General features: G+C 67.5%; 26 protein-coding genes and 1 tRNA gene. 13 read left to right on the top strand and 14 right to left on the bottom strand.

The window, feature by feature from the left end:
* Positions 1-9 precede the first annotated feature (9 nt).
* Genes RCP38_RS16815 through RCP38_RS16795 form a run of 5 tightly spaced genes read left to right on the top strand, consistent with a single transcriptional unit; the run spans position 10 to position 4,561 of the window.
* Positions 10-1,146 (top strand): MCE family protein, encoded by a 1,137-nt coding sequence (locus RCP38_RS16815; RefSeq protein WP_308474056.1) that lies wholly within the window; start codon positions 10-12, stop codon positions 1,144-1,146.
* Between the two features lie 6 nt (positions 1,147-1,152).
* Complete coding sequence (locus RCP38_RS16810) at positions 1,153-2,850, top strand: MCE family protein (RefSeq protein ID WP_308474055.1); 1,698 nt, start codon at positions 1,153-1,155, stop codon at positions 2,848-2,850.
* Positions 2,847-3,518, top strand: coding sequence for a mammalian cell entry protein (locus RCP38_RS16805; protein WP_308474054.1), 672 nt, complete (start codon positions 2,847-2,849; stop codon positions 3,516-3,518). The genes RCP38_RS16810 and RCP38_RS16805 overlap by 4 nt, the downstream gene beginning before the upstream one ends.
* Before the next feature lie 11 nt (positions 3,519-3,529).
* The gene (locus tag RCP38_RS16800; protein WP_308474053.1) at positions 3,530-4,003 is read left to right on the top strand and encodes a mammalian cell entry protein; all 474 of its coding nucleotides are present in this window, start codon (positions 3,530-3,532) and stop codon (positions 4,001-4,003) included.
* Between the two features lie 18 nt (positions 4,004-4,021).
* On the top strand, positions 4,022-4,561 hold the full coding sequence (locus RCP38_RS16795; RefSeq protein ID WP_308474052.1) for a hypothetical protein: 540 nt from the start codon (positions 4,022-4,024) through the stop codon (positions 4,559-4,561).
* A gap of 10 nt (positions 4,562-4,571) precedes the next feature.
* Here RCP38_RS16795 and RCP38_RS16790 read toward each other — a convergent pair whose 3' ends face one another.
* Complete coding sequence (locus RCP38_RS16790) at positions 4,572-6,023, bottom strand: alpha,alpha-trehalose-phosphate synthase (UDP-forming) (RefSeq protein WP_308474051.1); 1,452 nt, start codon at positions 6,021-6,023, stop codon at positions 4,572-4,574.
* Positions 6,024-6,194 (bottom strand): hypothetical protein, encoded by a 171-nt coding sequence (locus RCP38_RS16785; protein WP_308474050.1) that lies wholly within the window; start codon positions 6,192-6,194, stop codon positions 6,024-6,026.
* A gap of 76 nt (positions 6,195-6,270) precedes the next feature.
* Between RCP38_RS16785 and RCP38_RS16780 the strand changes: the two genes are divergently transcribed.
* The 4 genes from RCP38_RS16780 (at position 6,271) to RCP38_RS16765 (ending at position 9,063) form a co-directional block, all read left to right on the top strand.
* Positions 6,271-7,158 carry an enoyl-CoA hydratase gene (locus RCP38_RS16780; RefSeq protein WP_308474049.1) on the top strand — a complete coding sequence of 296 codons (888 nt, stop codon included), beginning with the start codon at positions 6,271-6,273 and terminating at the stop codon, positions 7,156-7,158.
* A gap of 24 nt (positions 7,159-7,182) precedes the next feature.
* The gene (locus RCP38_RS16775; protein ID WP_308474048.1) at positions 7,183-8,016 is read left to right on the top strand and encodes an SDR family oxidoreductase; all 834 of its coding nucleotides are present in this window, start codon (positions 7,183-7,185) and stop codon (positions 8,014-8,016) included.
* A 50-nt stretch (positions 8,017-8,066) separates the two neighbouring features.
* On the top strand, positions 8,067-8,924 hold the full coding sequence (locus RCP38_RS16770) for an alpha/beta fold hydrolase (protein ID WP_308474047.1): 858 nt from the start codon (positions 8,067-8,069) through the stop codon (positions 8,922-8,924).
* A gap of 63 nt (positions 8,925-8,987) precedes the next feature.
* A tRNA-Thr gene (locus tag RCP38_RS16765) sits at positions 8,988-9,063 on the top strand.
* A gap of 42 nt (positions 9,064-9,105) precedes the next feature.
* Here the strand turns inward: RCP38_RS16765 and RCP38_RS16760 are convergent.
* A complete protein-coding gene (locus RCP38_RS16760) occupies positions 9,106-9,861 on the bottom strand; it encodes a hypothetical protein (protein WP_308474046.1) in 756 nt (251 codons plus the stop codon).
* Positions 9,862-9,969: 108 nt separating this feature from the next.
* On the opposite strand from RCP38_RS16760, the gene RCP38_RS16755 reads away from it, so the two are divergent.
* Complete coding sequence (locus tag RCP38_RS16755; protein WP_308474045.1) at positions 9,970-10,689, top strand: response regulator transcription factor; 720 nt, start codon at positions 9,970-9,972, stop codon at positions 10,687-10,689.
* 47 nt (positions 10,690-10,736) lie between these two features.
* Positions 10,737-12,200 carry a sensor histidine kinase gene (locus RCP38_RS16750; RefSeq protein ID WP_308474044.1) on the top strand — a complete coding sequence of 488 codons (1,464 nt, stop codon included), beginning with the start codon at positions 10,737-10,739 and terminating at the stop codon, positions 12,198-12,200.
* Between the two features lie 3 nt (positions 12,201-12,203).
* On the opposite strand, the gene RCP38_RS16745 is transcribed toward RCP38_RS16750, so the two are convergent.
* Positions 12,204-12,608 (bottom strand): HIT family protein, encoded by a 405-nt coding sequence (locus RCP38_RS16745; protein WP_308474043.1) that lies wholly within the window; start codon positions 12,606-12,608, stop codon positions 12,204-12,206.
* Positions 12,609-12,720: 112 nt separating this feature from the next.
* Here RCP38_RS16745 and RCP38_RS16740 point away from each other — a divergent pair, with 112 nt between their 5' ends.
* Positions 12,721-13,251, top strand: a complete 531-nt coding sequence (locus RCP38_RS16740) for a YceI family protein (protein ID WP_308474042.1) — start codon at positions 12,721-12,723, stop codon at positions 13,249-13,251.
* Between the two features lie 74 nt (positions 13,252-13,325).
* Here RCP38_RS16740 and RCP38_RS16735 read toward each other — a convergent pair whose 3' ends face one another.
* The 10 genes from RCP38_RS16735 to RCP38_RS16690 form a co-directional block, all read right to left on the bottom strand.
* The gene (locus RCP38_RS16735) at positions 13,326-14,453 is read right to left on the bottom strand and encodes an NDMA-dependent alcohol dehydrogenase (RefSeq protein WP_308474041.1); all 1,128 of its coding nucleotides are present in this window, start codon (positions 14,451-14,453) and stop codon (positions 13,326-13,328) included.
* 103 nt (positions 14,454-14,556) lie between these two features.
* Positions 14,557-15,798 carry a cytochrome P450 gene (locus RCP38_RS16730; protein WP_308474040.1) on the bottom strand — a complete coding sequence of 414 codons (1,242 nt, stop codon included), beginning with the start codon at positions 15,796-15,798 and terminating at the stop codon, positions 14,557-14,559.
* Positions 15,799-15,875: 77 nt separating this feature from the next.
* Entirely contained in the window at positions 15,876-16,616 is a 741-nt protein-coding gene (locus tag RCP38_RS16725) for a glucose 1-dehydrogenase (protein ID WP_308474039.1), read from the bottom strand.
* Between the two features lie 6 nt (positions 16,617-16,622).
* The gene (locus RCP38_RS16720; protein WP_308474038.1) at positions 16,623-17,708 is read right to left on the bottom strand and encodes an NAD(P)H-dependent amine dehydrogenase family protein; all 1,086 of its coding nucleotides are present in this window, start codon (positions 17,706-17,708) and stop codon (positions 16,623-16,625) included.
* Positions 17,709-17,734: 26 nt separating this feature from the next.
* The gene (locus RCP38_RS16715) at positions 17,735-18,280 is read right to left on the bottom strand and encodes a nuclear transport factor 2 family protein (protein ID WP_308474037.1); all 546 of its coding nucleotides are present in this window, start codon (positions 18,278-18,280) and stop codon (positions 17,735-17,737) included.
* Positions 18,281-18,284: 4 nt separating this feature from the next.
* Positions 18,285-18,494, bottom strand: a complete 210-nt coding sequence (locus tag RCP38_RS16710; RefSeq protein ID WP_308474036.1) for a ferredoxin — start codon at positions 18,492-18,494, stop codon at positions 18,285-18,287.
* 10 nt (positions 18,495-18,504) lie between these two features.
* Positions 18,505-19,860 carry a cytochrome P450 gene (locus tag RCP38_RS16705; protein WP_308474035.1) on the bottom strand — a complete coding sequence of 452 codons (1,356 nt, stop codon included), beginning with the start codon at positions 19,858-19,860 and terminating at the stop codon, positions 18,505-18,507.
* Complete coding sequence (locus RCP38_RS16700; RefSeq protein ID WP_308474034.1) at positions 19,857-20,684, bottom strand: SDR family oxidoreductase; 828 nt, start codon at positions 20,682-20,684, stop codon at positions 19,857-19,859. Before RCP38_RS16700 ends, RCP38_RS16705 begins: the two co-directional genes overlap by 4 nt.
* Entirely contained in the window at positions 20,685-21,902 is a 1,218-nt protein-coding gene (locus tag RCP38_RS16695; RefSeq protein ID WP_308474033.1) for a cytochrome P450, read from the bottom strand.
* Positions 21,899-22,507: a TetR family transcriptional regulator gene (locus RCP38_RS16690; RefSeq protein WP_308474032.1), complete on the bottom strand. Its 609-nt coding sequence runs from the start codon at positions 22,505-22,507 to the stop codon at positions 21,899-21,901. Before RCP38_RS16690 ends, RCP38_RS16695 begins: the two co-directional genes overlap by 4 nt.
* 149 nt (positions 22,508-22,656) lie before the next feature.
* Between RCP38_RS16690 and RCP38_RS16685 the strand changes: the two genes are divergently transcribed.
* Positions 22,657-24,126, top strand: a complete 1,470-nt coding sequence (locus RCP38_RS16685) for an aldehyde dehydrogenase (RefSeq protein WP_308474031.1) — start codon at positions 22,657-22,659, stop codon at positions 24,124-24,126.
* Positions 24,127-24,137: the final 11 nt, after the last annotated feature.

Raw genomic sequence — 24,137 nt, 5'->3', positions numbered from 1 at the left:
CGCCGTGGCATGGCGTTGGCAGCCGGGATGCTGGTGTTGTCCGGCTGCCAGTTCGGCGGACTGAACTCGTTGAACATGCCGGGCACCGCGGGCCACGGTCGCGGTTCCTACGACATCACCGTGCAGTTGCCGGATGTCACGACGTTGCCGCAGAACTCGCCGGTGATGGTCGACGACGTCACCGTCGGCAGTATCTCCGGAATCCGGGCCGTCCAGCAGCCCGACGGGACCTTCTACGCGGCGGTCAAGCTGTCGCTGGACGGCAATGTCACGCTGCCGGCCAACGCCACCGCGAAGGTCGCACAGACGTCGCTGCTGGGTTCCCAGCACATCGAACTCTCCGCCCCGCACGACCAGCCCGCGGTGGGCAGGCTTGCACCCGGCGACGAGATCCCGCTGAGCCGCACCGGCCGCTACCCCAGTACCGAAGAAGTGCTGTCCTCGCTGGGCGTCGTGGTCAACCAGGGCAATCTCGGTGCGCTGCAGGACATCACCGAGGAGACCTATGCCGCGGTTGCCGGCCGGGCCGGGACCTTCGGCGAACTAGTGCCGCGATTGGCCGAACTCACCGGTTCCCTGGAACGTCAGGCCAACGACATCATCGCCGCCGCCGACGGTCTCAACCGCGTCGGTGTGACGCTGGCCCGCAGCGCCCCCAGCCTGGCGCGTGCGCTGGACACCATGCCCGCCGCCTTGCAGGTGCTCAACGACAACCGCAGCAGCATCGTCGACGCATTCGGTGCGCTGCAGAAGCTGGCCGTCGTCGGATCGCGGATCATGTCCGAGACCAAGGAAGACTTCGCGGCCGACATCAAGGACCTGTACCCGGTGGTCAAGGCGTTCGCCGACAACGCCAACGAGTTGGTGTCGGCCTTCCCGTTCATCCCGACGTTCCCGTTCCCGTCGATGTACCTGCGCAACGCGGTTCGCGGCGACTTCCTCAACGTCTACGTCACCTTCGACATGACGCTGCGGCGATTCGGTGAAACGGTTTTCACCACAGGTGGTTTCGACCCGAACATGCCGCACATGCACGACGTGCTCAATCCACCCGACTTCTTGATCGGCCAGATGGCGAACCTGTCCGGGCAGGCCGCCGACCCGTTCAAGATTCCGCCCGGCACGGCCGTCCGATATGAGGAATGATCTGCGATGCTGACTCGCCTCGTTCGAATCCAACTCGGGATCTTCGCCGTGGTCACCGTGCTGGCCGTCGGTGCGATCTCGATCCTTTATCTGCACGCGCCGAGCCGGATGGGTATCGGCACCTACAAGGTGACCGCCGACTTCATCGGTGGTGGCGGTATCTACAAGAGCGCCAACGTCACCTACCGCGGAGTGACCGTCGGCCGGGTTGGCGACGTCCACCTGACCGATCACGGTGTGGACGCCGAGATGCGGCTCAACAGCAGCACCAAGATCCCGGGCAACGTCACCGCCACCGTCAAGAGCATGTCCGCGATCGGCGAGCAGTACATCGACCTGGTGCCCCCGGCCGGCGACCCGGCCGTGGGAACCCTGACAAACGGTGCCCGAATCGGCCAGGACCGGACCGCGATCGGCCAGGACATCGCCGGCATGCTCGACCAGGCGCAATCGCTGGTCAACAGCGTCGCCAACAGTCGGCTGCGTGACCTGCTGCGCAACGCGTTCGAAGGGTTCAACGGCTCGGGGCAGGAACTGGCCCGGATGATCGCCTCGTCGCGGCAGCTGATCGACGAGGCCAACGCCAACTTCGACGCCACCGCGACACTGCTCGATCAGGCCGAGCCGTTGCTGGACGCGCAGATCCGCGGCGGTGACGACATCAAGACGCTGGTCAAGTCGCTGGCTGCGGTCACCACCGAAGTGGGCAAGGCCGACCCGCAGTTGCGCGAGGTGCTGCAGGCGCTGCCCAGCGTCACCGACGAAGCCAACACCACGTTCAACGGGATCCGGGCCTCCTTCCCGACGCTGGCGGCCAGCATCGCGAACTTCGGTCGGGTCGGGGTCATCTACCGCAAATCGATCGAACAGGCGCTGGTGGTGTTCCCCGCCCTCGCCGCGGCCCTGATGACCGTCGCCGGTGGGGTGCCGATGGAAGAGGGCGTGAAGCTCGACTTCAAGGTCGACATGCACGACCCGCCGCCGTGCACGGTCGGCTTCCTGCCGTTTACCGAGATGCGCACCCCGGCCGACGAGACGGTCCGCGAACTGCCCAAGGACCTGTACTGCAAGGCGGCGCAGAACGATCCGACCGCGGTCCGCGGTGCCCGCAACTACCCCTGCATGGAATACCCGGGCAAGCGTGCGCCGACCATCCAGCTCTGCCGCGACCCGCAGGGCTTCGTCCCGATCGGCAGCAACGCCTGGCGTGGCCCGCCGGTGCCCTACGACACCCCGATCACCGACCCGCGGATGTACAACCCGATGAACAAGTTCCCCTACATCCCGCCGGAGTCCGACTACGACCCGGGCCCGCCGGTGGTGTCGTTGCCCCCGGGTGCGATCGCGGGTCCCGGCCCGGCGCCCAACCCGCCGTTCCCGCTGCCGTACCCGCCGAGCGAATTGGGCCCGAATCCGCCTGCGCCGTGGCCGTACTACGCGCCGCCGGACCAGAACATGCCGACCAGCCCGGGTGGCAACGGCGGCCTGCCGGCCTACGGGCGTGACCCCGCGCCCGGCCCGGCACCCGGGCCCGCGCCGGGTCCGCTGCCCGCCGAGGCCAGCGGAGTCGCCTACAGCAGCTACGACCGGAACGGGAAGTTCGTGGACCCGGCCGGCAACAGCGGAGTGTTCGTCTCCGGCTCGGACAAGTGGCTGCCCGCCGAGAACTGGGCCGACCTCATGCTCGCGCCGAGGCAGACGTGACCGGTCCGGAAGAAACCAAGGGCCGCCGCCGGGCCTCGCGGGCTGCCGGTCCGGCCGGCGATGCCGCCGAAGCCGCCACGGCTACCGTGCAGATCAGCATGCCGACCAAGCCGGCGGGGGGAGCGGTGCGGCCGGTCGGGCCGCCGCCGCGCCGGATGGCCAACGTCCGCAAGGTCGTTCAGGTCGCCGCCGGTGTCGGGCTCGCCGCGGCCGTCGTGCTGGGCGGGATCGTGGGCGTGCTCGGCATCCAGCACCGGCATGCCGTGGCCGAGCAGCAACGCGACCAGCGATACATCGACACCGCGGTGCAGACCGTGCTGAACATGTACACCTACACCCCCGACACCATCAACAGTCAGGTCGACCTGTTCGTCGCGGGAACCAGTGGTCCACTGCGTGACCAGATGGCCGCCAACGCCGAGAACCTCAAAGCTCTGCTGCGCGAGACCAAGCACAGCTCGGAGGCCGTGATCAACGGTGCGGCCATCGAAGGCGTCGACGACGTCGCGGCCAATGCCAAGGTGCTGGTGGCACTGCGCGCCACCGCGACCGACGCCGACGGGGTCAACAAGCCGTCGCAGCCCTACGCTCTTCGGGTGATCGTGCACCAAGACGACGCCGGCAACATGACCGCCTACGACCTACAGTGGCCGGACGGCAGCCGATGACCCCCCGGTGGATGAGTCTGGCCACCGTGGTGGTCGCGTTGCTGGCGTTCGTGGGGCTCGGCGCCGCCGCCGGTGCGCTGTACTGGAGCCGGGTGGAGGCGCACGGCGAGGACGTGGCCCGCACCGAGTTGGTCCAGCTGGCCAGGGAAGAGATTCCCAAGGTGCTCGGCTACGAATACAAGACGGTCGAAGCCAGCCTGATGGAGACCCTGCCGATGTTCACCGGCGACTACCGCCGCGAGTTCGAGGCCCGCGCACTCAACGAGATCATTCCGCAGGCCCGGGCACGGCAGCTGGTGAACCAGGTCGACGTCGTCGGCGCCGCGGCCTTACCGTCGCGGCGGACCTCCGGGTCGGTGCTGGTGTTCATCAATCGGTTGAGCACTGACAAGTCCAAAGAGAAGTTCTACGAGGGCAGTCGGCTGCGGGTCGAGTTCCGCAAGATCGACCGCAAGTGGTTGATCAGCAATATCGTGCCGATCTAGCCGAAAGGATTGAGCGCCATGGGCAAATTCGTTCGTGGACTGGTCGCCCTCGCCGCGGCCATGACGACCGCTACCGGTGTGGCCGGCCCCGCCGTCGCCGACGACGACTCGGCACCGGAGGGCACGGTCGAGGGCGTGTTCACCTACAACGACGGCAAGAGCACCGCGACCTGGAAGATCTACCCGCTGTGCGTGCCGACGGTCGGTGACGGCCGGGTGCCGCTGAAACTCGCGGTCGGCTGCAAGCTGCAGGTGGAGAGCAACGGTATCCCGGGGCAGGCCGGCGCCTACCGGTTGTCGAACGGGAAGTGGACGTACAAGACGCCCATCATCGCCGGCCACCGGTGCAGCGACGGCACCGTGGCCGCCAGCGACGAGATGTACCAGTTCGACGCCTCGCTCAACGGCACCTACACCCACTCGCACAATGCGGTGTGCGGTCTGCAGCCCGGGCTGGAGAAGCGGCCGTTCACGTTGACGTTCGTCTCACCGCTGCCGGTGCCGGTCATCCACTACCCGCTGAACTGCCAGGACAACCCGATCCACCTGTGTAGCTGAGCCGTCCGGCTCAGTCTGTGGAGGCGGCCAGCGCGCCGAGGAAGGACCGCGCCCAGCGGTCCACGTCATGGGCCAGCACCTGGCGGCGCAGTGCCCGCATCCGGCGACGGCCTTCTTCCGGGGCCTGATTGACCGCGGACTCGATGACGTCCTTGACGCACTCCAGGTCGTGCGGATTCACCAGATAGGCCTGCCGTAATTCGGCTGCCGCGCCGGTGAATTCGCTCAAGACCAAGGCGCCGCCCAGGTCACTGCGGCACGCCACGTACTCCTTGGCGACCAGGTTCATCCCGTCGCGCAACGGGGTCACCAGCATGACGTCGCTGGCCACGAAGAACGCGATCAGCTCGTCGCGGGGGACCGGGCGGTGCAGATAGTGCACCACCGGATGCCCGACCTCGCTGTACTCGCCGTTGATGTGGCCGACCTGCCGCTCGATATCGTCGCGCAGCAACTGGTAGCTCTCCACCCGTTCCCGGCTCGGGGTCGCCAGTTGCACCAGCACGGTGTCGTCGCGATTGGCACGGCCCTCGGCCAGCAACTCGTTGAACGCCCTGAGCCGGACGTCGATGCCCTTGGTGTAGTCCAATCGGTCCACGCCGAGCAGGATCTTGCGGGGATGTCCCAGTTCGGCGCGAATCTCCCTGGCGCGCCGACGGATCGCCCGGTCGCGGGCCGTGCGGTCCAGCTCGCCGGAGTCGATCGAGATGGGAAACGCGCCGACCCGAACCGTGCGGTCGGCCAGCCGTACCTCGCCGAACCGGCTGCGCACCCCGACCGAGCCGCGGGAGGTGGCGGCACCGGCGAGGTTGCGGGCCAGATACAGGAAGTTCTCGGCGCCCCCGGCCAGGTGGAAACCGACCAGGTCGGCACCGAGTAGGCCGTCGACGATCTCCGCGCGCCACGGCAGCTGCATGAACAGTTCCACCGGTGGAAACGGGATGTGCAGGAAGAAGCCGATGGTCACATCGGGCCGCAGGGTGCGCAGCATCTTGGGCACCAGTTGCAGCTGATAGTCCTGCACCCAGACCGTGGCACCCGGTGCGGCGGCCCGGGATGCGGCCTCGGCGAAGCGGCGGTTGACGTCGACGTAGCGATCCCACCACTGCCGGTCGTAGATCGGCTTGACGATCACGTCGTGATAGAGCGGCCACAGCGTGGCGTTGGAAAACCCCTCGTAGTATTCCGCGATGTCGGTGGTGCTCAACGGGACCGGATGCAGTTGCAGGTCCTCGACGTCGATCGGCCCCACGGGGGCCTCCAGGCTGCCCGGCCAGCCCACCCAGGCGCCACGCCGTTTACGCAGCAACGGTTCCAGGGCGGTGACCAGACCGCCGGGGCTGCGCTTCCACGCCGTCGTCCCGTCCGGCAGCATCTCGATGTCGATCGGCAGCCGGTTGGCCACCACGACGAAATCGGAATCTCCTACTGCAGAAGCGGTCGGGGCTCCCGACTCCGGCATCTACGCCTCGGGCTTGTCGGGTGTCGCGGGCAATCCCAGCATGGACAGGAACACCCGGCATTCGTCGGCGTCCTCGGCGTAAGCGGCTACCACGCGCCGGGCCTGGTGCTCGGTGCCGTCGCCCAGCGGATCCACGTCCTCGATATCGGCGTGTTCGGTTTTAGCAGGCATGACACGACTCTAGCGAAGTGCGCGCTGTGTCACACCTGCCTCGGGCATCCGGGCGTGCTCGCCGTAGCCTGTCACGGTGACGTTGGTTGACTACGAAACCGTCGATGACGGACGCATCGCCCGGATCTGGCTGAACCGCCCGGAGACCCACAACGCCCAGACTCGCACCCTGCTGGTGGAACTCGACGAGGCGTTCAACCGTGCCGAGGCCGACGACACCGTGCGGGTGGTGATCCTGGGCGCCCGCGGCAAGAACTTCTCCGCCGGCCACGACCTGGGGTCGGAGGCTGCGGTGGCCGAACGCCAGCCCGGACCCGGCCAACACCCCAGCTTCACCGGCAACGGCGCCACCCGCGACCCGATCGTGGAGAAGATGTACCTGCAGGAGTGGCACTACTACTTCTCCAACACCTGCCGCTGGCGTGACCTGCGCAAGATCACCATCGCGCAGGTGCAGGGCAACGCCATCTCGGCCGGATTGATGCTGATCTGGGCGTGCGACCTGATCGTGGCCGCCGACAACGCCCGATTCTCCGACGTGGTCGGGGTCCGACTGGGCATGCCGGGCGTCGAGTACTACGCGCACCCGTGGGAGTTCGGGCCCCGCAAGGCCAAGGAACTGCTGCTCACCGGGGACTCGCTGGACGCCGACGAGGCCCACCGGCTGGGCATGGTCTCGAAGATCTTCCCGGCCGACGAACTGGCGGACAAGACCTTGGAGTTCGCCCGGCGGATCGCCGAGTTGCCGACCATGGCGGCGCTGCTGATCAAGGACTCGGTGAACGCCGCCTCCGACGCGATGGGCTTCTCCGAGGCGCTGCGCCACGGCTTCCACATCCACCAACTGGGCCATGCGCACTGGTCCGCGCACAACGACAGCAAGGCACCCATCGCCCTGCCGCCGGAGGTGCCGGACTGGCGCACCGCCAAAGCCACCGACCTGGCCCGCCGGGACCAGCCGTAACCAGACACAAGTAGAGGAGTGCAGGTGACGCTTTCAGCCCGAATCTCGTTCGCAGACCGTAGCTACCTGGTCACCGGGGGTGGCAGCGGTATCGGCAAGGCGGTCGCCGCCGGGCTGGCCGCCGCCGGCGCCGACGTGCTGATCGTCGGACGCAGCGAAGAGCGGCTCGCGGCGACGGCAGCCGAACTCGGCGACAACGTCCGCTACCTGTCGACCGATGTCACCGACGAGGACAGCGTCGTCGCCGGCGTCGCGGCCGCGGTGGGCAAGCAGGGGCGCCTGCACGGGGTGGTGCACTGCGCCGGTGGCTCCGAGACCTTCGGGCCGATCACCCAGATCGATTCCGAGGCCTGGCGGCGCACGGTGGACCTCAACGTCAACGGCACGCTGTACCTGCTCAAGCACGCCGGGCGCGAACTGGTCCGCGGCGGGGGAGGGTCGTTCGTGGGGATCTCCTCGATCGCGGCCAGCAACACCCACCGCTGGTTCGGCGCCTACGGGCCGAGCAAGTCCGCGCTGGACCACCTGATGAAGCTGGCCGCCGACGAACTGGGTGCATCGTGGGTGCGGGTCAACGGGATCCGGCCCGGCCTCATCCGGACCGAGCTCGTCGCACCGATCCTGAGCTCGCCGGAACTGAGCGAGGACTACCGCATCTGTACCCCGTTGCCGCGGGCCGGCGAGGTCGACGACGTCGCCGATCTGACGTTGTTCCTGCTCAGTGACGCCGCCGAGTTCATCACCGGTCAGGTCATCAACGTCGACGGCGGCCAGAGCGTGCGGCGCGGGCCGGACTTCTCGGCCATGCTCGAGCCCGCGTTCGGCGCCGACGGACTGCGGGGCGTGGTCGCCGACTAGCGGGTGCATCGACCGGCGTCGCCTCCTGATCAACTACTGTCGAGCGCACTATGACTGAGCTGAGCCACGACGAGACGCTGCGCGAAATCACCACCGAGCAGGGCGTACTGCGCTACCACGAGGCCGGTGAAGGCCCGACGCTGCTGTTGCTGCACGGGTCCGGGCCGGGGGTGACCGGGTGGCGCAACTACCGGGGCGTGCTGCCGGCGTTCGCCGAGCACTTCCGTTGCCTGGTGTTGGAGTTCCCCGGGTTCGGGGTCAGCGACGACTTCGGTGGACACCCGATGGTGACCGCGTTCGGCGCCGTACCCGCGTTCGTCGAGGCGCTGGGCCTGGAGCAGTTCAGCATCGTCGGCAACTCGATGGGCGGCGGCGTCGGCATCGGCTACGCGATCGGCAACCCCGACAAGGTCCGCAAGCTGGTGACCATCGGCGGGATCGGCACCAACCTGCTCAGCCCCGGGCCGGCCGAGGGCATCCGGTTGCTGCAGGACTTCGTCGACAACCCCAGCCGCGACGCGCTGGTGCGGTGGCTGCACTCGATGGTCTACGACCCGGCGGTGGTGACCGAGGAACTCATCGAGGAGCGCTGGGCGCTGGCGACGGACCCGGAGACGCTGGCCAGTGCTCGGCGGATGTACGGCAAGGAAGCCTTCACCGCCATGACCAAGATGATGCAGGCGTCCAAGGGCCCGCTGCCGTGGGCGATGATGCACCGGCTCAAGACGCCGACCCTGGTCACCTGGGGGCGCGATGACCGGGTCAGCCCGCTGGACATGGCGCTGATCCCGATGCGGACCATCCCCGACGCCGAGGTGCACGTCTTCCCCAACTGCGGGCACTGGACCATGATCGAGGCCAAGGACGCCTTCGAGGACGTGGTGCTGGGGTTCCTGCGGCGGGGATGATCCGGCGGGCGTGCCCCCGGCAGGCCCGTCGTACAATCGCCGTGGCTCATTGAGCCGACCACGGCCGCGTTAGCTCAGTTGGTAGAGCGTCGCTCTTGTAAAGCGGATGTCGAGAGTTCGAGTCTCTCACGCGGCTCCATCACGGCTCTGGCTCGTATGTCCCAACTGTGACTGGCCGGTCCTATTGAGGGGCTGAACTCGGCGGATCTGTCGGGTCCTGGTCGATCACCCGTGCGGACCGCACGGTGCGGGAACCGCTGCGCCGGCCGCTGCGGCGCGGCAGCAGCGGAATGCGCTCGGCGATGTTGCTCAGCGGGTTGACCACCAGCGTCAGCGCGATCACCGCCTCCTGCAGCGTCTCGATCGCCGGCTCGAGGGCTTCCATGCCCGGGGCCAGCCGGCCCAGGGTGTCGGCGACACCGGCGAGCTGCTCGAGTGGACCGTTGCGGGCGGTGAGCGTGTCGATCAGGCCGCCTTCGGCCAGCAGTCGGTCCGCCAGCCCGTCTTCGGCCAGCAACCGCTCGATGAGTCCGTCCTCGTCGGTCAGTTGATCCACCAGGCCGCCGGGTTGCAGGGCCCGCTGCAGCCCGCCGCCGTCGGCGGTGAGCCGGTCGAGCACGCCGCCCGGGCCGGTCAACTGGTCTACGAGTCCGCCCGGCGCCAGCAGTCGGTCCACCGGGCCGCCGGGTGCCAGCGCACGTCCCAGCGGCGCGTCGTCGTCCATCAGCTTGGCCAGCCGGTTCGCTCGGGCGATGGCGTCGTCCAGGCCCAGCATGTGGGCCATGGAACCCGCCGTGTCCTGCTTCCCGGCCTCGCCGAGGGCTTGGCGGGCGAATCCGAGCGCCGCGCCGGCGACGCTGAGTCCCGCATCGGCGACGGACAGACCGATCCGCGCCGGGGTGGTGGACGCGGCGATCAACTGCTTGACCAGGCTCACCAGGTCAGTCTAAGGGGGAGTGGAAGCATCGATCGGCTAGATTGATTGACAACAAACGCACAGCCGATATCCAGGCCATTTTCACCCGCCCGCGAGGGAATTGACGTTATGGGAGCAACAGCTGCGCAGGACGCCGCACCGGAGGCCCGAGTTCTCGTCGTCGACGATGAGACGAACATCGTCGAACTGCTGTCGGTGAGCCTGAAATTCCAGGGTTTCGAGGTTCACACCGCCTCCAGCGGACCGGCGGCGCTGGACCGTGCGCGTGAGGTTCGGCCCGACGCGGTGATCCTCGACGTGATGATGCCCGGGATGGACGGCTTCGGCGTGCTGCGGAGGCTGCGGGCCGACGGCATCGACGCCCCGGCGCTGTTTCTGACCGCCCGTGATTCGCTGCAGGACAAGATCACCGGGCTGACCCTCGGGGGCGACGACTACGTCACCAAACCGTTCAGCCTGGAAGAGGTGGTCGCCCGACTGCGGGTGATCCTGCGCCGCGCCGGCAAGGGCGCCCAGGAACCGCGCAACTCCCGGCTGACCTTCGCCGACATCGAACTCGACGAGGACACCCACGAGGTGTGGAAAGCCGGTCAGCCCGTGTCGCTGTCGCCGACCGAGTTCACACTGCTGCGGTACTTCGTGATCAATGCCGGCACCGTGTTGAGCAAGCCGAAGATCCTCGACCACGTCTGGCGTTACGACTTCGGCGGCGACGTCAACGTCGTGGAGTCCTATGTCTCCTATCTGCGGCGCAAGATCGACACCGGGGAGAAGCGGCTGCTGCACACACTGCGGGGGGTCGGCTACGTGCTTCGGGAGCCACGATGAACGACGTCCGCCGATGACGGCCGGAATCGCGGTATAGGGCGGCACAGATGGAGACCGTCAAGCCCCTTCGGGACATCCTGCCGCTGCGGGTCAGCCTGGTCGCGGCGACCTTGGCGATGGTCGCCATCGGACTGTTGGCGCAGGGATACGCCGTGACCACGATCCTGCGGCACCGGCTGATCAGTCGGATCGATGCCACGCTCATCGACGCCGCGCACGGTTGGGCGCTGGAACAACGCGGCCGACTGCCCTCCCGGGAAGGCGAAGACCCCAATCCCGGCCGCCCGCCGACCAGCTTCTACGTTCGCGACGTCGACCCCGACGGCAGCATCTGGACGGTCGTCAACGACCAGAACGCCGAGCCGCTGCTGCCGCCGGACAACGACGTGGGGTCGGTTCCGGTCACGATCGGCTCGGTGGACGGATCCGGCGTGCAATGGCGGGCGCTGTCGGTACACGGCGAGAACGGCCGGCTGATCACCGTGGCCCGGGATCTGTCCGATCCGCGGGCCACGCTGCGCTACCTGGCGTGGTCGCGGATGGCGATCGGCGTCGGGGTCCTGGTGGTGCTGGGAGCGGCCGGCTACGTGGTGGTCAATCGCAGCCTGCGGCCGTTGACCGAAGTCGAGCAGACCGCTGCGGCGATCGCCGCGGGGCAATTGGATCGTCGCGTGCCCGAACGCGATCCACGCACCGAGGTCGGTCGGCTGACCCTGGCGCTCAACGGCATGCTGGCCCAGATCCAGGAGGCCGTGGCGGCCACGGCGGCCTCGGCGGACAGCGCGCGCATCTCGGAGGAACGGATGCGCCGGTTCATCACCGATGCCAGTCACGAACTGCGAACCCCGCTGACCACGATCCGCGGCTTCGCGGAGCTGTACCGGCAGGGCGCGGCCCGGGACGTCGAACTGCTGATGTCGCGGATCGAAAGCGAAGCCGGCCGGATGGGATTGCTGGTCGAGGATCTGCTGCTGCTGGCCCGCACCGACGCCCAGCGTCCGCTGGAGCAGGGCTGGGTCGATCTGCTGGTGCTGGCCACCGACGCGGTCCACGACGCCCGGGCCATCGCACCGAACCGGCCCATCGAATTGCAGGTCTTCGACGGGCCCGGCACACCGGAGGTGCTCGGCGACGAAGCCCGCCTGCGGCAGGTGTTGAGCAACCTGGTGTCCAACGCGCTGGAACACACCCCCGACGGAACCGCGATCACCGTGCGGGTCGGCACCGAGGGGCCCGACGCGGTCCTGGAGGTCATCGACGAGGGGCCCGGGATGGACGCCCAGGACCTGGAGCGGGTCTTCGAACGCTTCTTCCGCACCGACTCGTCGCGGGCGCGCGCCAGCGGCGGCACCGGGCTGGGGTTGTCGATCGTCGACTCGTTGACCCGGGCGCACCACGGCCGTGTCACGGCGACCTCTACCCCCGGGCAGGGCTGCACGTTCCGGGTGATGCTGCCGCGGCACTCCGGAGCGGAGATTCCCGCCGCGGAGGTGCCTGCTGAAATCCTCTGAGCGTCAGGCGAGTTCGGCCAGGGCGGCCTTGATTTTGGCCTGCGCCTCGTCGAGGGACTCCGGCGATGGGTTCCGGTCCACGCCGGCGAATCCGAAGTCGGACAGGCTGCGGGTCGGGAAGACGTGAACGTGCAGGTGCGGGACCTCCAGGCCGGCGATGATCATCCCGGCGCGCTCGGTGTCGAACGCCCGGCAGACCGCCTTGCCGATCTGTTGCGAGACCGCCATCACCCGGGCGAACACCGAGCCGTCCACGTCCTGCCACTGGTCGATCTCGGCGCGGGGCACCACCAAGGTGTGCCCCTGGGTCATCGGTTCGATGGTCAGGAAGGCGACGACGTCGTCGTCCTCGTAGACGAATCGGCCCGGCAATTCCCGGTTGATGATCTTGGTGAACACGGTGGTCATGGGCTTCAGCATATGCGCCGAGACCCGGATTCACGCGGCGCAACTGCGTATCATCGACGCTGAGCTGATACCCGTAGTGCGGACCTGTAACGCCTGAGGTAGAGGAGATGAGATGTCATCTGTAGCAGCATTTCTCGGCAATCCCGACGCTATCGGAACCTGGAACCTGGATACCGGGGATTCGAGCATCCGATTCGAGAACGGCACCATGTGGGGCGCGCTGAAGGTCCGCGGATCGTTCACCGAATTCAGCGGCACCGGCGAGATCAAGGACGCCAAGACGGTGTCGGGCCGAATCGATATCAAGGCGGCATCGATCAGCACCGGCCTGGGCACGCGCGATCACGACCTACGTCGGTCGAACTTCTTCAACACCGAGCACTATCCCGATATCACCGTGGTGGTCAACGGCGGCGAACCGGGCAGCGGTGATGTCGCCCGACTGGACGCGCACCTGACCGTCAAGGGCATCACCGGGCCGTTGCCGCTCAAGGTCGAGGTGTCCCCGCTCGACGACGGCGGCGTACGGCTGACCACCGAGGCGACCGTCACCCGCAAGCAGTTCGCGGTGGAGGGAAACTTTCTGGGCATGGTCGGCAACAAGACCAGGCTCAAGGCCAATCTGGTGTTCCGGAAGGCCTAGTACTGCGATGACTCTGCGCTGAGGGCGGGTGCTTCTCGCACTTCGTCGCCCTCAGCGCAGAGTCAACCGATGATTTAGCGGTCCGCGTCGGTGTAGCGGATGATGCCGCGGATGTTCTTACCGTCCACCATGTCCTGGTAGCCCTCGTTGATCTGCTCCAGCTTGTACTGGCGGGTCACCATGTCATCGAGGTTCAGCTTGCCGGCCGCGTACATCGACAGCAGTTGCGGGATGTCGTACTGCGGGTTGCCGCCGCCGAACAGGGTGCCCTGCAGGTTCTTCTGCAGCAGCGTCAGCATCGCCAGGTTCAGCGTCACCTGGTTGTCGAGCATGGAACCCATGGCGGTCAGCACGCAGGTGCCGCCCTTGGCGGTCAGGATCATGTAGTTGTCGATGTCGGCGCCGTGCACCTCACCGACGGTCACGATCACCTTCTGGGCCATCAGGCCGTGGGTGACCTCCATCATTCCGCCCATCGCGGCGAAGATGTCCGGGTAGACGTGGGTGGCGCCGAACTTCAGGGCCTGGTCGCGCTTCCACTCCACCGGGTCGATGACGAAGATGTTGCGGGCACCGGCGTTGACCGCACCCTGCAGGGCCGACATGCCGACGCCGCCGACGCCGACGACCGCGACGTCGTCACCGGGGCGGATGTCCGCGCTGCGGACGGCCGAGCCGTAACCGGTGGTGACACCGCAACCCACCAGGCAGGCCACCTCGAACGGAATCGACGGGTCGATCTTGACCACCGAGGACTTGTGCACCACCATCCACGGCGAGAACGTGCCCAGCAGGGTCATCGGGTAGACGCCCTGGCCGCGGGCGTGGATGCGGAAGGTGCCGTCGCTGACGGCCACGCCGTTGAGCAGTCCGGCGCCCAGGTCGCACAGGTTGCGCAGGCCGGACTGACAGGTCGGACAGGTGCCACACGACGGGATGAAGGACAGCACCACGTGGTCGCCGGGCTCCAGGCCTTCGACGCCGGGGCCGACCTCGGTGACGATGCCCGCGCCCTCGTGTCCGCCCAGGACGGGGAAGCCGGCCATCGGGATGCTGCCGGTCATCAGGTGGTGGTCGGAGTGGCACATGCCGGCCGCCTCCATCTGGATCTTCACCTCGTCCTTCTGAGGCTCACCGATCTCGATCTCCTCGACCGACCACGGCTTGTTGAACTCCCAGAGCAACGCACCCTTTGTCTTCACCGCAAACCTGCTTTCCTTTTGAATATCTCGGGACGTCTGGCAGTCCACTGCTTCGCACCCTATAACCCGCTAACCGGCGGCGGGAAGCGTCCCACCCGTCGGCCTACGCGTGGTAGGCGACCTGCAGATCCTTGATGCCGTTGATCCATCCGGAGCGCAGCCGCTGGGGCTCGGCGATCTTGCTGATATCCGGCAGCTGACCAGCGATCTCGTCGAAGATCAACCGGATCTCCATGCGCGCGAGGTTCGCACCGATGCAGTAGTGGGTGCCCTGGCCGCCGAACGCCAGGTGCGGGTTGGGGTCGCGCAGGATGTCGAATTCGAACGGCCGATCGAATACGTCTTCGTCGTAGTTGGCCGAACTGTAGAACAGGCCGACCCGCTGGCCCTGTGCGATCGCCACGCCGCCGACCTCGGTGTCCACCTTGGCGGTGCGCTGGAAGCAGTGCACCGGGGTCGCCCAGCGGACGATCTCGTCGACGGCGGTGGCCGGCCGCTGCTTCTTGTACAGCTCCCACTGCTCGGGGTTCTCCGCGAATGCGTTGATGCCGTGCGTGATCGCGTTGCGCGTGGTCTCGTTGCCCGCCACCGCCAACAGGATCACGAAGAACGCGAACTCGGTCTCGCCCAGCGATTCGCCGTCCATGTCGGCCTGCACCAGGCGGGTGACGATGTCGTCGGCCGGGCACTGCCGCCGCTGCTCGGCCATGGTGTAGGCGTAGCCCATCAGCTCGGCGTTGGCCATGGTCGGATCGACGTCGAAATCCGGGTCGTCGGTGTTCATGATCGAGTTCGTCCAGTGGAACAGCTTCTCCCGATCGGCCTCGGGGACCCCGATCAGATCGGCGATGGCCAGCAGCGGCAGTTGCATCGCGATGTCGTCGACGAAATTGCCGCTGTCCTTCGCGGCGGCGGCCGCCACGATCTCGCGGGCCGAGGCGGCCAGCTTGGCCTCCAGCGCGCCGACCGACTTCGGGGTGAACAGGCGCGACACCAGCTTGCGCAGCCGGGTGTGCTCGGGCGGGTCGTGGTTGATCAGCAGCGCCTTGGTCAGGTCCAACTGGTCGCCGGTGATGCCATCGGGCAGGCGCATGACCGCGCCTTTGGCGTTGGTCGACCACACGTCGTTGTCGCGGGAGATCTCTTTGATGTGTTGATGTTTGCTGATGACCCAGTAGCCGCCGTCATCGAAGATGTTGCTGTGGGAGGGCTGCTCGTTCCACCAGACCGGTGCGGTCTTGCGCAGCTCGGCGAACTCGGTGACCGGCATGCCGTTCAGGAGGACGTCGGGATCGGTGAAGTCGAAGCCGGAACCGAACGGACAGGCTGATTGCGTTGAGGTCAAAGCGAACACCTTTGGTTGTTGCCGGGGCGCACACCCCGTTCGGACATACACATGATGGTCGTGTGTATGACCGGGTGTCAACCGGTCTTGTGCGGAACGTCGGTGACCAGACCGCCGTCCATGACGAACTCCGATCCGGTGGCGTAGGAAGACTCGTCGCTGGCCAGGAAGACCACGAACGCGGCGACCTCCTCGGATTCGCCGGGGCGGCCCAACGGGATCGTCACCATGTCCTCGGGCAGGTGCTCGGTCATCGGCGTGCGGATGAAGCCGGGGTGCAGGGAGTTGACCCGGATGTTGTGGCGCGCCAACTCCAGCGCCGCGGACTTGGTCAGTCCGCGCACCGCCCACTTCGAGGCCACGTAGGGATGCACCATCGGTGCACCGCGCAGGCCCTCGATCGAGGACACGTTGATGATGGACCCGCCGCCGGCGGCGATCATCGAATCCACCGACGCGCGCATGCCCAGGAAGGTGCCGTTGAGATTGACGTCGATGACGTTGTGCCACTGGTCCAGATCGAACTTCCGCAGCTGCCCCAGCGCGACGGTGCCGGCGTTGTTGACCAATACGTTCAGCTTGCCGAACCGCTCGGTCGCCGCGGTGACCGCGGCCGCCCACTGATCGGGATCCCGGACGTCGAGATGCACGTAGAGGGCGGCGTCGCCGAGTTCGGCCGCCAGGGCCGACCCTTCCTCGTCGAGGACGTCGCCGATCACCACCTGGGCGCCCTCGGCGATGAGCATCCGGGCGTCGGCGGCACCCATGCCGCGGGCGCCCCCGCTGATCAGAGCTACTTTTCCGGCTACACGGCCCATGCGCATTCAGCCTTTCGGTGCGGTGGTGATCTGGATGCCGCCGGTGACCAGCGGCAGGTCGAGCGTGGTGACGATGCCGGGTGGCGCGGCGACCACGGCGGGGACGGCGTTGACGACGCGGCCGACACCGGCGGCGATCGCGGCGTAGTTGTGGTCGCCGTGCCGGCTGGTCGGGCAGATGTCGACGGCGTACGACGGTTCGCCGGTGATCTCCACCCGGTAGGAGCCGCCCGGCTGCGCGGGCTGTGCCCAGTCCGGCCGCAGATCGCTGCGCAGTCGGGTGACGTGCTCCACCACGATCAGCGGCTTGCCGTCGACGATGCCGTTGATCTGGAACTTCAATGCGGCCACCCCGCCCTCGGGGATGTGGCCGGCGGCGATGTCGAACGCCTCCGGGGCGGGTTCGCGCTCGCAGGAGTCGGTGACGGCATCCAGGGTCACGCCCAGCCCGGCGGCCAACTCCCGGATGGTCGCACCCCAGGCGATGCTCAAGATGCCCGGCTGCAACAGCATCGGCACCTCGTCGAGCGAGTTACCGAAGCCCATCACGTCGAACATCACCTCGGCGCCGTCGTAGGTCGCGTAGTCGGCGATCTCCAGGCAGCGGATCTGCTCGACGCTCTCGCAGGTGCTCGCGAACGCCAGCGGCACCAGATCGGTGACGAAACCGGGGTCGACGCCGTTGACGTAGACACTCGACTTCCCCTGCTGCGCCGCATCTTCGATGGGCGCGATGAACTTGTCCGGGATGACGCCCCAGGGGTATTGCAGTACCCCCGGGGCGGTCCCGATGACATTGATGCCGGCCGCCAGCAGGCGGCAGACGTCCTTGAGGGCATCCGGTAGCCGGGTGTCACCCATCGCGCAGTAGACCGCGGCATCGGGCTTGGCGTCGATGATCGCCGCCAGGTCGTCGGTCGCGACGACGCCGGTGCGGACATCCAGGCCGGCCAACTCGCCGGCCTCTCTGCCCACCTTGGCCGGCGTCGAGACCCACACCCCGATGAGGTCGTAGGCGGGATTGGTGATCAGCCCGCGCAGGGCGATGCGCCCGGCGTTGCCGGTACCGATCAGGGCGACACGGATGGCCACGAATCCTCCTAGCGGTGAATCACCTGTTACCAGAGCGGAACCGGGCCTTGGCCCAGCGGGAAATAGCCGGGGAGCTTCTCGCCGGCCATGCTGCGCTGGATGCGCTTCTGCATGCCCTCGGAGAGCTTGCCGGCCTTGATCAGGTCCATGTAGAGCGCGGAGACGTGACCGAAGTCGAAGAAGTCACGCTGCCACTCGATCTTGGCGTCGGCGTTGAGCCGGAACCAGCTGCCGCCGATGCCGTAGATCTCCGACTCGCCGCCGTCCGCGTCGATCGCGACCTGCTTCCAGAAACCGACGATCTCGCCCTGCTTGTCGTCGACCAGCACCTTCTGGTACGGGTACTTCCAGTTCTCCAACCCCTCCATCTCCAGACCCAGTGCGATGTCGCGGATCTCGTCGATGCCGACGCACATGACGTCTTCCTTGGGGCCGATGTTCCAGCCGTAGGTGGCGTCGTCGGCGTAGAAGTCGGCCAGCGGGCGCCAGTCGCCTGCCGCCTCGGCGTCGCGGTTGACCTGCAGCCAGCGCTCGACCCATTCGTCGAGGAGGTCGCGGGGAAGTGATGGCATGGTGTTAATCCTTTATCTCTTCGATGGACAGGGCTCGGGTAGGGCAGGACCGCACCGCCAACTCGATCTGGCGTCGGTCGGAGTCCGGCGGCTCGGAGTCGAGGATCTCGACCTTGCCGCGCTTGGGCACCTGGAAGTAGTCGGGTGCCTCCAGTTCGCACATGGCGTGGCCCTGGCACAGGTCCAGGTCCACTTTCACTCGGTAGCTACCCATATCGGCATCCCTACTTGGCGCGACGGCGGTAGCGGACCTTGGCCGGCCGCGCCAGCTGCACCACCATCTTGGAGTGATCGTTGCGGTAGGTCTCCGGCGGCTGAGACATCTCGAACTCATACTCGCGCAACAGAACCGAGAAGATCGCTTTGATCTGCATGGTGGCAAACGCCGCACCCACGCAGCGGTGCCGACCGGCGCCGAACGGAATCCAGGTCCAGCGGTGGATCACGTCCTCCTCGCGCGGCTCGTTGTAACGCTCGGGGACGAAGGCGTCCGGGTCCGGGAAGTCCTCGGCGATGCGATTGGAGACCGCCGGGGAGGCCGCCACCATGTCGCCTTCGTGGATCGGATAGCCGCAGACCTCGTACTCGCCCTTGGCCACCCGCATCAGGATGATCAGCGGCGGGTGTAGCCGCAGGGTCTCCTTGAGCACGTTCTCCAGGTTCGGGATCTGCCGCAGCGCACGGAAACTCACGTCGCTGCCGTCGGCGTACAGTTCGTCGAGTTCGGCGATCACCGCGGCGTGGGCTTCGGGGTTGCGGAGCATCTCGATCAGCGTCCACGCGGACGTTCCCGAACTGGTGTGGTGGCCGGCGAACATCAGCGAGATGATCATCCCGGTGATCTCGTCGGCGGAGAACCGCGGATTGCCGTCCTCGTCGGGGATCGTCACCAGGACGTCGATCATGTCCCGGCGCTTCTTGTCGGTCTCCGGGTTGGCCAGTCGGCCGTTCATGATGCCCTGCACCAGTTCGACCAGCTTGACCCGGGCCTCATCACGGCGGCGGAAGCTCTCGATCGGCAGGTACGGGTCGACGTAGCACAGCGGATCGGTGCCGCGCTCCAGGTCGTAGTAGGCCGCGGCGAACCGGCCGTCCAATTCGTCGCGGAACTTCTTGCCCACCAGACACGCGGTCGAGGTGTAGATGGTGAGTTCGGCGAAGAACTCCAGTAGATCGATTTCACCGCTCTCGCCCCAGTTCCCGATCATCTGGCGCACCTCGTGCTCGATGGTGCTGGCGTGCCGCTTCATGTGCTCGCCGCGGAGCGCGGTGTTGTGCAGCATCTCGGCGCGCCGCTCCGGGGAGGCGTCGAAGACCACGCCGTTGCCGAAGATCGGCGTCATGAACGGGTAGGCCGCGGCCTGGTCGAGGTCCTCGTCGGAGGAGCGGAAGAAGAACTCGTTGGCCTCGGCGCCGGTCAGCAGGATCACCTTGCGGCCGGCCAGGTCGAACCAGCCGACGTCGCCGCATTCGTCGCGCACCCGCTGCATCAGCGCGATCGGGTCGGTGCGGAACTCTTCGAGGTGACCGTGCTCGGCCTCGCCCCCGGAGACGCGGGGGACCTCAACGGTGGTCGTCATGACGGCATTCCTTCCTCACCCAGTTGCAGGTTTTGGCGATCGGGAGCGGTGTCGTGCAGCGGGGCTTCGGGCTGCAGCTCCATATCGACGACGTGCGCACCGCGCGGCGTCTCGGCCACGAATGCGATGGCGCGGGCCAGATCCTGCGGGCGCAGGAAGTAGCTGTGCCGGGCCTGTCCCCACTTGGCCCAGTCCTCCAACATGGGCCCCACCTGTTCGGCGGAGAGCTTCCAGCCCATCTCGGTCAGGGTCGGGCCGGGGTGCACGATCGACGCGCGAACGCCGGTGCCCTCCAACTCCATCCGCAGGTTGTGCACCATGGCGACCAGGGCGGCCTTGGCCGCACCGTAGGCGCCCATGTGCGGGCGCTGGTTCAGTGCGACGTCGGAGCCGACGAAGATCACGTCGCCGCGCCGGCGGGCGACCATGTCCGGCAGCACCGCGGTGGCCATCCGGTTGGCGCCGATCAGGTGGACCTGGATCTGGTCGTTGAACGCCTCGGTGGACAGCTCGTGGATACGGCCGGGGTTCATGTCACCGGCACCGGAAACCAGCAGCTCGATCTCGCCGAGTGCGTCGATGCTCGAGGCCACAAAGGATTTCACCGAGTCGGCGTCGGTGACGTCGAGCGGGAAGGCGACCGCCTCGCCGCCGTTGTCGCGGATCTTGCCGACCAGGTCGGCCAGCTTCTCGGTGCGTCGGGCGCCCAGCGCCACCGGGAATCCACGGCTTGCCAACTCTTCTGCGGTGGCGGCGCCGATACCCGAGGATGCCCCGGTGACGATGGCCGGCCGGCGGGCCGGGGGTGGGTCGAAACGTGCCATTTATGCCTCCTTGACGGTGATGGGGAGGTCGGCGAAGCCGCGCACGTTGGAGGAGTGCACCCGTACGGCGTTGGCTTCATCGACCTGGTAGTCGCTGATGCGGTTGAACAGTTCTTCGAGCGCCACCCGGGCCTCCATCCGGGCCAGGTGTGCGCCGAGGCAGAAGTGGGCGCCGCTGCCGAAACTGAGCAGCTTGGAGCCGATGTCGCGGCCGATCCGGAACTCGTCGGGGTCGTCGAAGACCCGCTCGTCGCGGTTCCCGGATCCGGGCACCAGCAGCACCACCGAGTCGGCGGGAATGGTGACGCCGTGCAACGTGTAGTCCTGCGCCACGGTGCGCGCCAGGATCTGGCTGGGTGTGTCGTAACGCAGTGTCTCCTCCACCCACAGCGGGATCCGGGAGCGGTCGGCGAACACCGAGGCGAGCTGGTCGCGGTTGCGGTGCCCCCAGTACACGGAGCTGCCCAGCAGTTTGGTGGTGGTCTCGTTGCCGGCGATCACCATCAGGAACAGGAACGCCAGGATCTCTTGGTCGCCGAGCCGGTCGCCGTCGATCTCGGTCTGCAGCAGCGCCGAGGTCAGGTTGTCGGCCGGGTTCTTCTTGAAGTCGGCGATCATCTCGTTGTAGTAGGTCATCAGGTCCATCGAGGCCTGGATCGCCGACGGCGGCACGTCGGTCACGCCGTCCTCGCGGTGCAGCACGCCGTCGGCGAGTTCCCGGATGCGCGCCCGGTCGGCTTCCGGCACGCCCATCAGCTCGGAGATGACGTCCATGGGCAGCTTGCCGGCGAAGTCGTTGATGAAGTCGAACGAGCAGGTGCCGTCGGCGCCGGGCTGGATCGCGGCATCCAGGTGCTGACGGGCGAGGCGAACCACCTGGGGTTCGAGTTCGCGGATCCGGCGCGGGGTGAAGCCCTTGGACACCAGGGTGCGCAGCCGCAGGTGCTGCGGGTCGTCCATCGCCAGAAACGACATCACCAGCTGGGCGTGCGGTCCGCGGGAGACCGGGTCCAGCGAGACACCGTCGCGGTTGGACAAGGCTTCACTGTTGCGGAACCCGTGCAGCACGTCCTGGTGACGCGAGATCGCCCAGAAGTCGAGTTCGTCGTTGCGGTAGACCGGGGCCTCGTCGCGCAGCTTCCGGTAATAGGGGAACGGGTCCTCGTGGAAGTCGTAGTCGTACGGGTTGAGGACCGGGGGAGCGGTCTGCAGGCTCATCGTGGGGCTCCTGACTCCAAGATCAGACTGACCACATAGGCCAGCCGATCGGTGATCTGGTGGTAGGTGAAGGCGCCGCTGCCCGCATTGACCAGGGCGCCGAAGAACGTCATCTCCAGGGCCGAAACCTTTTTGGCGTCCGCGTCGGGGCCGAACGCCGAGACGATGCGCCGGTGGATCTCCGCGCCGATCTGGTCACGAACGGTGCGCACCGCGGGATCGCCGTTGCCGCTGAGCAGTGCCGCGGTGCAGGCCGCCGCCACTTCGGGCTCGTCGGCGACCACCACGGCAAGGTGCCGCAGGGCCTGGTTGACCCGGCTCGGCATCGGCTCGTTGACGTCGGTGAAGTACGGGACCTGGCGAACCAGGTCCAGGTACACCTCGGCGATCAGATGGTTCTTGGAGGAGAAGTAGGTGTAGGCCGTCGCCGGGGCGACCTTGGCGCGGGCGGCGACCGCACGCACGGTCAGATCCGCATACGAGGTCTCCCGCAGCATCTCCACGCCGGCGCGCAGCACCTTGCGGAAGGTCTCCTCTTGGCGCCGGTTGCGCGGCGTGGCGGCAACGTTGGTCGATGTGACTGCTGCCACCGATTCGCTGGACACGTGTCCAACGTAGCTGACAGTCGAATTGTTAGGCAAGTCCGCTGGGAAATAAGGGTTTCAAGCCGACAGGGTTGCGGGGTCGGCGATTCTGCGGCTAGGGTTCGACCGGGTAATAACAGACAAGTGTCCGATTTCTCTGGGAGTAACTGATGGCCTTACTGGCTGACGGCCTGAGCCGACTGTTCATCGACGGAAAGCTGACCGCCGGCGGTGCGGGCGCCTACGCCACCATCAACCCGGCGACCGAAGAGGTGCTCGGTGAGGCGGCGAACGCCGACACCGCCGACATGGACCGTGCGATCGGCGCGGCGCGGCGAGCCTTCGACGAGACCGACTGGTCGACCAACACCGAATTGCGGGTACGCGGCATCCGGCAGCTGCGCGACGCCATGGGTGAGCACCTCGAGGAACTGCGCGAGCTGACGATCGCCGACGTGGGTGCGCCCCGGATGTTGACCGCCGGTGCCCAGCTGGAAGGCCCGATCGCCGATCTGAGCTTTGCCGCGGACACCGCCGAAAGCTACGAGTGGACCCAGGATCTCGGCCTGGCCAAGCCGCTGGGCATCCCGACCAAGCGCAGCGTGGTCCGCGAAGCCGTCGGCGTCGTCGGCGCCGTCACCCCGTGGAACTTCCCGCACCAGATCAACCTGGCCAAGCTGGGTCCGGCGCTGGCCGCCGGAAACACCGTCGTGCTCAAGCCCGCGCCGGACACGCCGTGGGTGGCGGCGGTGCTCGGGGAGCTGATCGCCGAGAAGACCGACATCCCGGCCGGCGTGGTCAACATCGTCACCTCCACCGACCACTCCCTGGGCGCCATGCTCTCGAAAGACCCTCGGGTGGACATGGTTTCGTTCACCGGGTCGACGGCCACCGGCCGCAGCGTGATGGCCGATGCCGCCGCCACCATCAAACGGGTGTTCCTGGAGTTGGGCGGCAAGTCCGCGTTCCTGGTGCTCGACGACGCCGATCTGGCCGCGGCCTGCTCGGTGGCGGGATTCTCGGTCTGCCTGCACGCCGGTCAGGGCTGTGCGATCACCACCCGACTGGTGGTACCCCGGGCCCGCTACGACGAGGCGGTCGCGATCGCGGCCGGCACCATGGGCTCGATCAAACCCGGTGATCCGTCCAAGCCCGGAACCGTTTGCGGCCCGGTGATCTCGGCGCGCCAGCGTGACCGGGTGCAGAGCTACCTGGACCTGGCGATCGAAGAGGGCGGCCGGTTCGCCTGCGGCGGCGGCAGGCCGGCGGATCAGCCCAAGGGCTTCTTCATCGAGCCCACCGTGATCGCCGGGCTGGGCAACGACGCGCGGGTGGCCCGCGAAGAGATCTTCGGGCCGGTGCTGACCGTGATCCCGCACGACGGCGACGACGACGCGGTGCGGATCGCCAACGATTCGCCCTACGGGCTGTCCGGCACCGTCTTCGGTACCGACCCCGAACGGGCGGCCGGCGTAGCGGCACGGCTGCGGGCCGGAACCGTCAACGTCAACGGCGGGGTCTGGTACTCCGCGGATGTGCCGTTCGGCGGCTACAAGCAGTCCGGCAACGGCCGGGAGATGGGGATCGCCGGGTTCGAGGAGTACCTGGAGACCAAAGCCATTGCGACAGCAGCGAACTAGAGGAGAAGAAC

It is taken from the genome of Mycolicibacter sp. MU0083, from assembly GCF_963378075.1.
Classification (GTDB): Bacteria; Actinomycetota; Actinomycetes; order Mycobacteriales; family Mycobacteriaceae; genus Mycobacterium; species Mycobacterium kokjensenii.
This window is presented reverse-complemented; position numbering and strand designations above follow the sequence as displayed.

Excerpts from the sequence above, each read along its gene's own strand:
- RCP38_RS16815 (WP_308474056.1), top strand. The coding sequence starts at position 10 with ATGGCGTTGGCAGCCGGGATGCTGGTGTTGTCCGGCTGCCAGTTCGGC.
- RCP38_RS16810 (WP_308474055.1), top strand. The coding sequence starts at position 1,153 with ATGCTGACTCGCCTCGTTCGAATCCAACTCGGGATCTTCGCCGTGGTC.
- RCP38_RS16800 (WP_308474053.1), top strand. The coding sequence starts at position 3,530 with ATGAGTCTGGCCACCGTGGTGGTCGCGTTGCTGGCGTTCGTGGGGCTC.
- RCP38_RS16795 (WP_308474052.1), top strand. The coding sequence starts at position 4,022 with ATGGGCAAATTCGTTCGTGGACTGGTCGCCCTCGCCGCGGCCATGACG.
- RCP38_RS16790 (WP_308474051.1), bottom strand. The coding sequence starts at position 6,023 with ATGCCGGAGTCGGGAGCCCCGACCGCTTCTGCAGTAGGAGATTCCGAT.
- RCP38_RS16785 (WP_308474050.1), bottom strand. The coding sequence starts at position 6,194 with ATGCCTGCTAAAACCGAACACGCCGATATCGAGGACGTGGATCCGCTG.
- RCP38_RS16770 (WP_308474047.1), top strand. The coding sequence starts at position 8,067 with ATGACTGAGCTGAGCCACGACGAGACGCTGCGCGAAATCACCACCGAG.
- RCP38_RS16755 (WP_308474045.1), top strand. The coding sequence starts at position 9,970 with ATGGGAGCAACAGCTGCGCAGGACGCCGCACCGGAGGCCCGAGTTCTC.
- RCP38_RS16750 (WP_308474044.1), top strand. The coding sequence starts at position 10,737 with ATGGAGACCGTCAAGCCCCTTCGGGACATCCTGCCGCTGCGGGTCAGC.
- RCP38_RS16745 (WP_308474043.1), bottom strand. The coding sequence starts at position 12,608 with ATGACCACCGTGTTCACCAAGATCATCAACCGGGAATTGCCGGGCCGA.
- RCP38_RS16740 (WP_308474042.1), top strand. The coding sequence starts at position 12,721 with ATGTCATCTGTAGCAGCATTTCTCGGCAATCCCGACGCTATCGGAACC.
- RCP38_RS16725 (WP_308474039.1), bottom strand. The coding sequence starts at position 16,616 with ATGGGCCGTGTAGCCGGAAAAGTAGCTCTGATCAGCGGGGGCGCCCGC.
- RCP38_RS16715 (WP_308474037.1), bottom strand. The coding sequence starts at position 18,280 with ATGCCATCACTTCCCCGCGACCTCCTCGACGAATGGGTCGAGCGCTGG.
- RCP38_RS16710 (WP_308474036.1), bottom strand. The coding sequence starts at position 18,494 with ATGGGTAGCTACCGAGTGAAAGTGGACCTGGACCTGTGCCAGGGCCAC.
- RCP38_RS16705 (WP_308474035.1), bottom strand. The coding sequence starts at position 19,860 with ATGACGACCACCGTTGAGGTCCCCCGCGTCTCCGGGGGCGAGGCCGAG.
- RCP38_RS16700 (WP_308474034.1), bottom strand. The coding sequence starts at position 20,684 with ATGGCACGTTTCGACCCACCCCCGGCCCGCCGGCCGGCCATCGTCACC.
- RCP38_RS16695 (WP_308474033.1), bottom strand. The coding sequence starts at position 21,902 with ATGAGCCTGCAGACCGCTCCCCCGGTCCTCAACCCGTACGACTACGAC.
- RCP38_RS16685 (WP_308474031.1), top strand. The coding sequence starts at position 22,657 with ATGGCCTTACTGGCTGACGGCCTGAGCCGACTGTTCATCGACGGAAAG.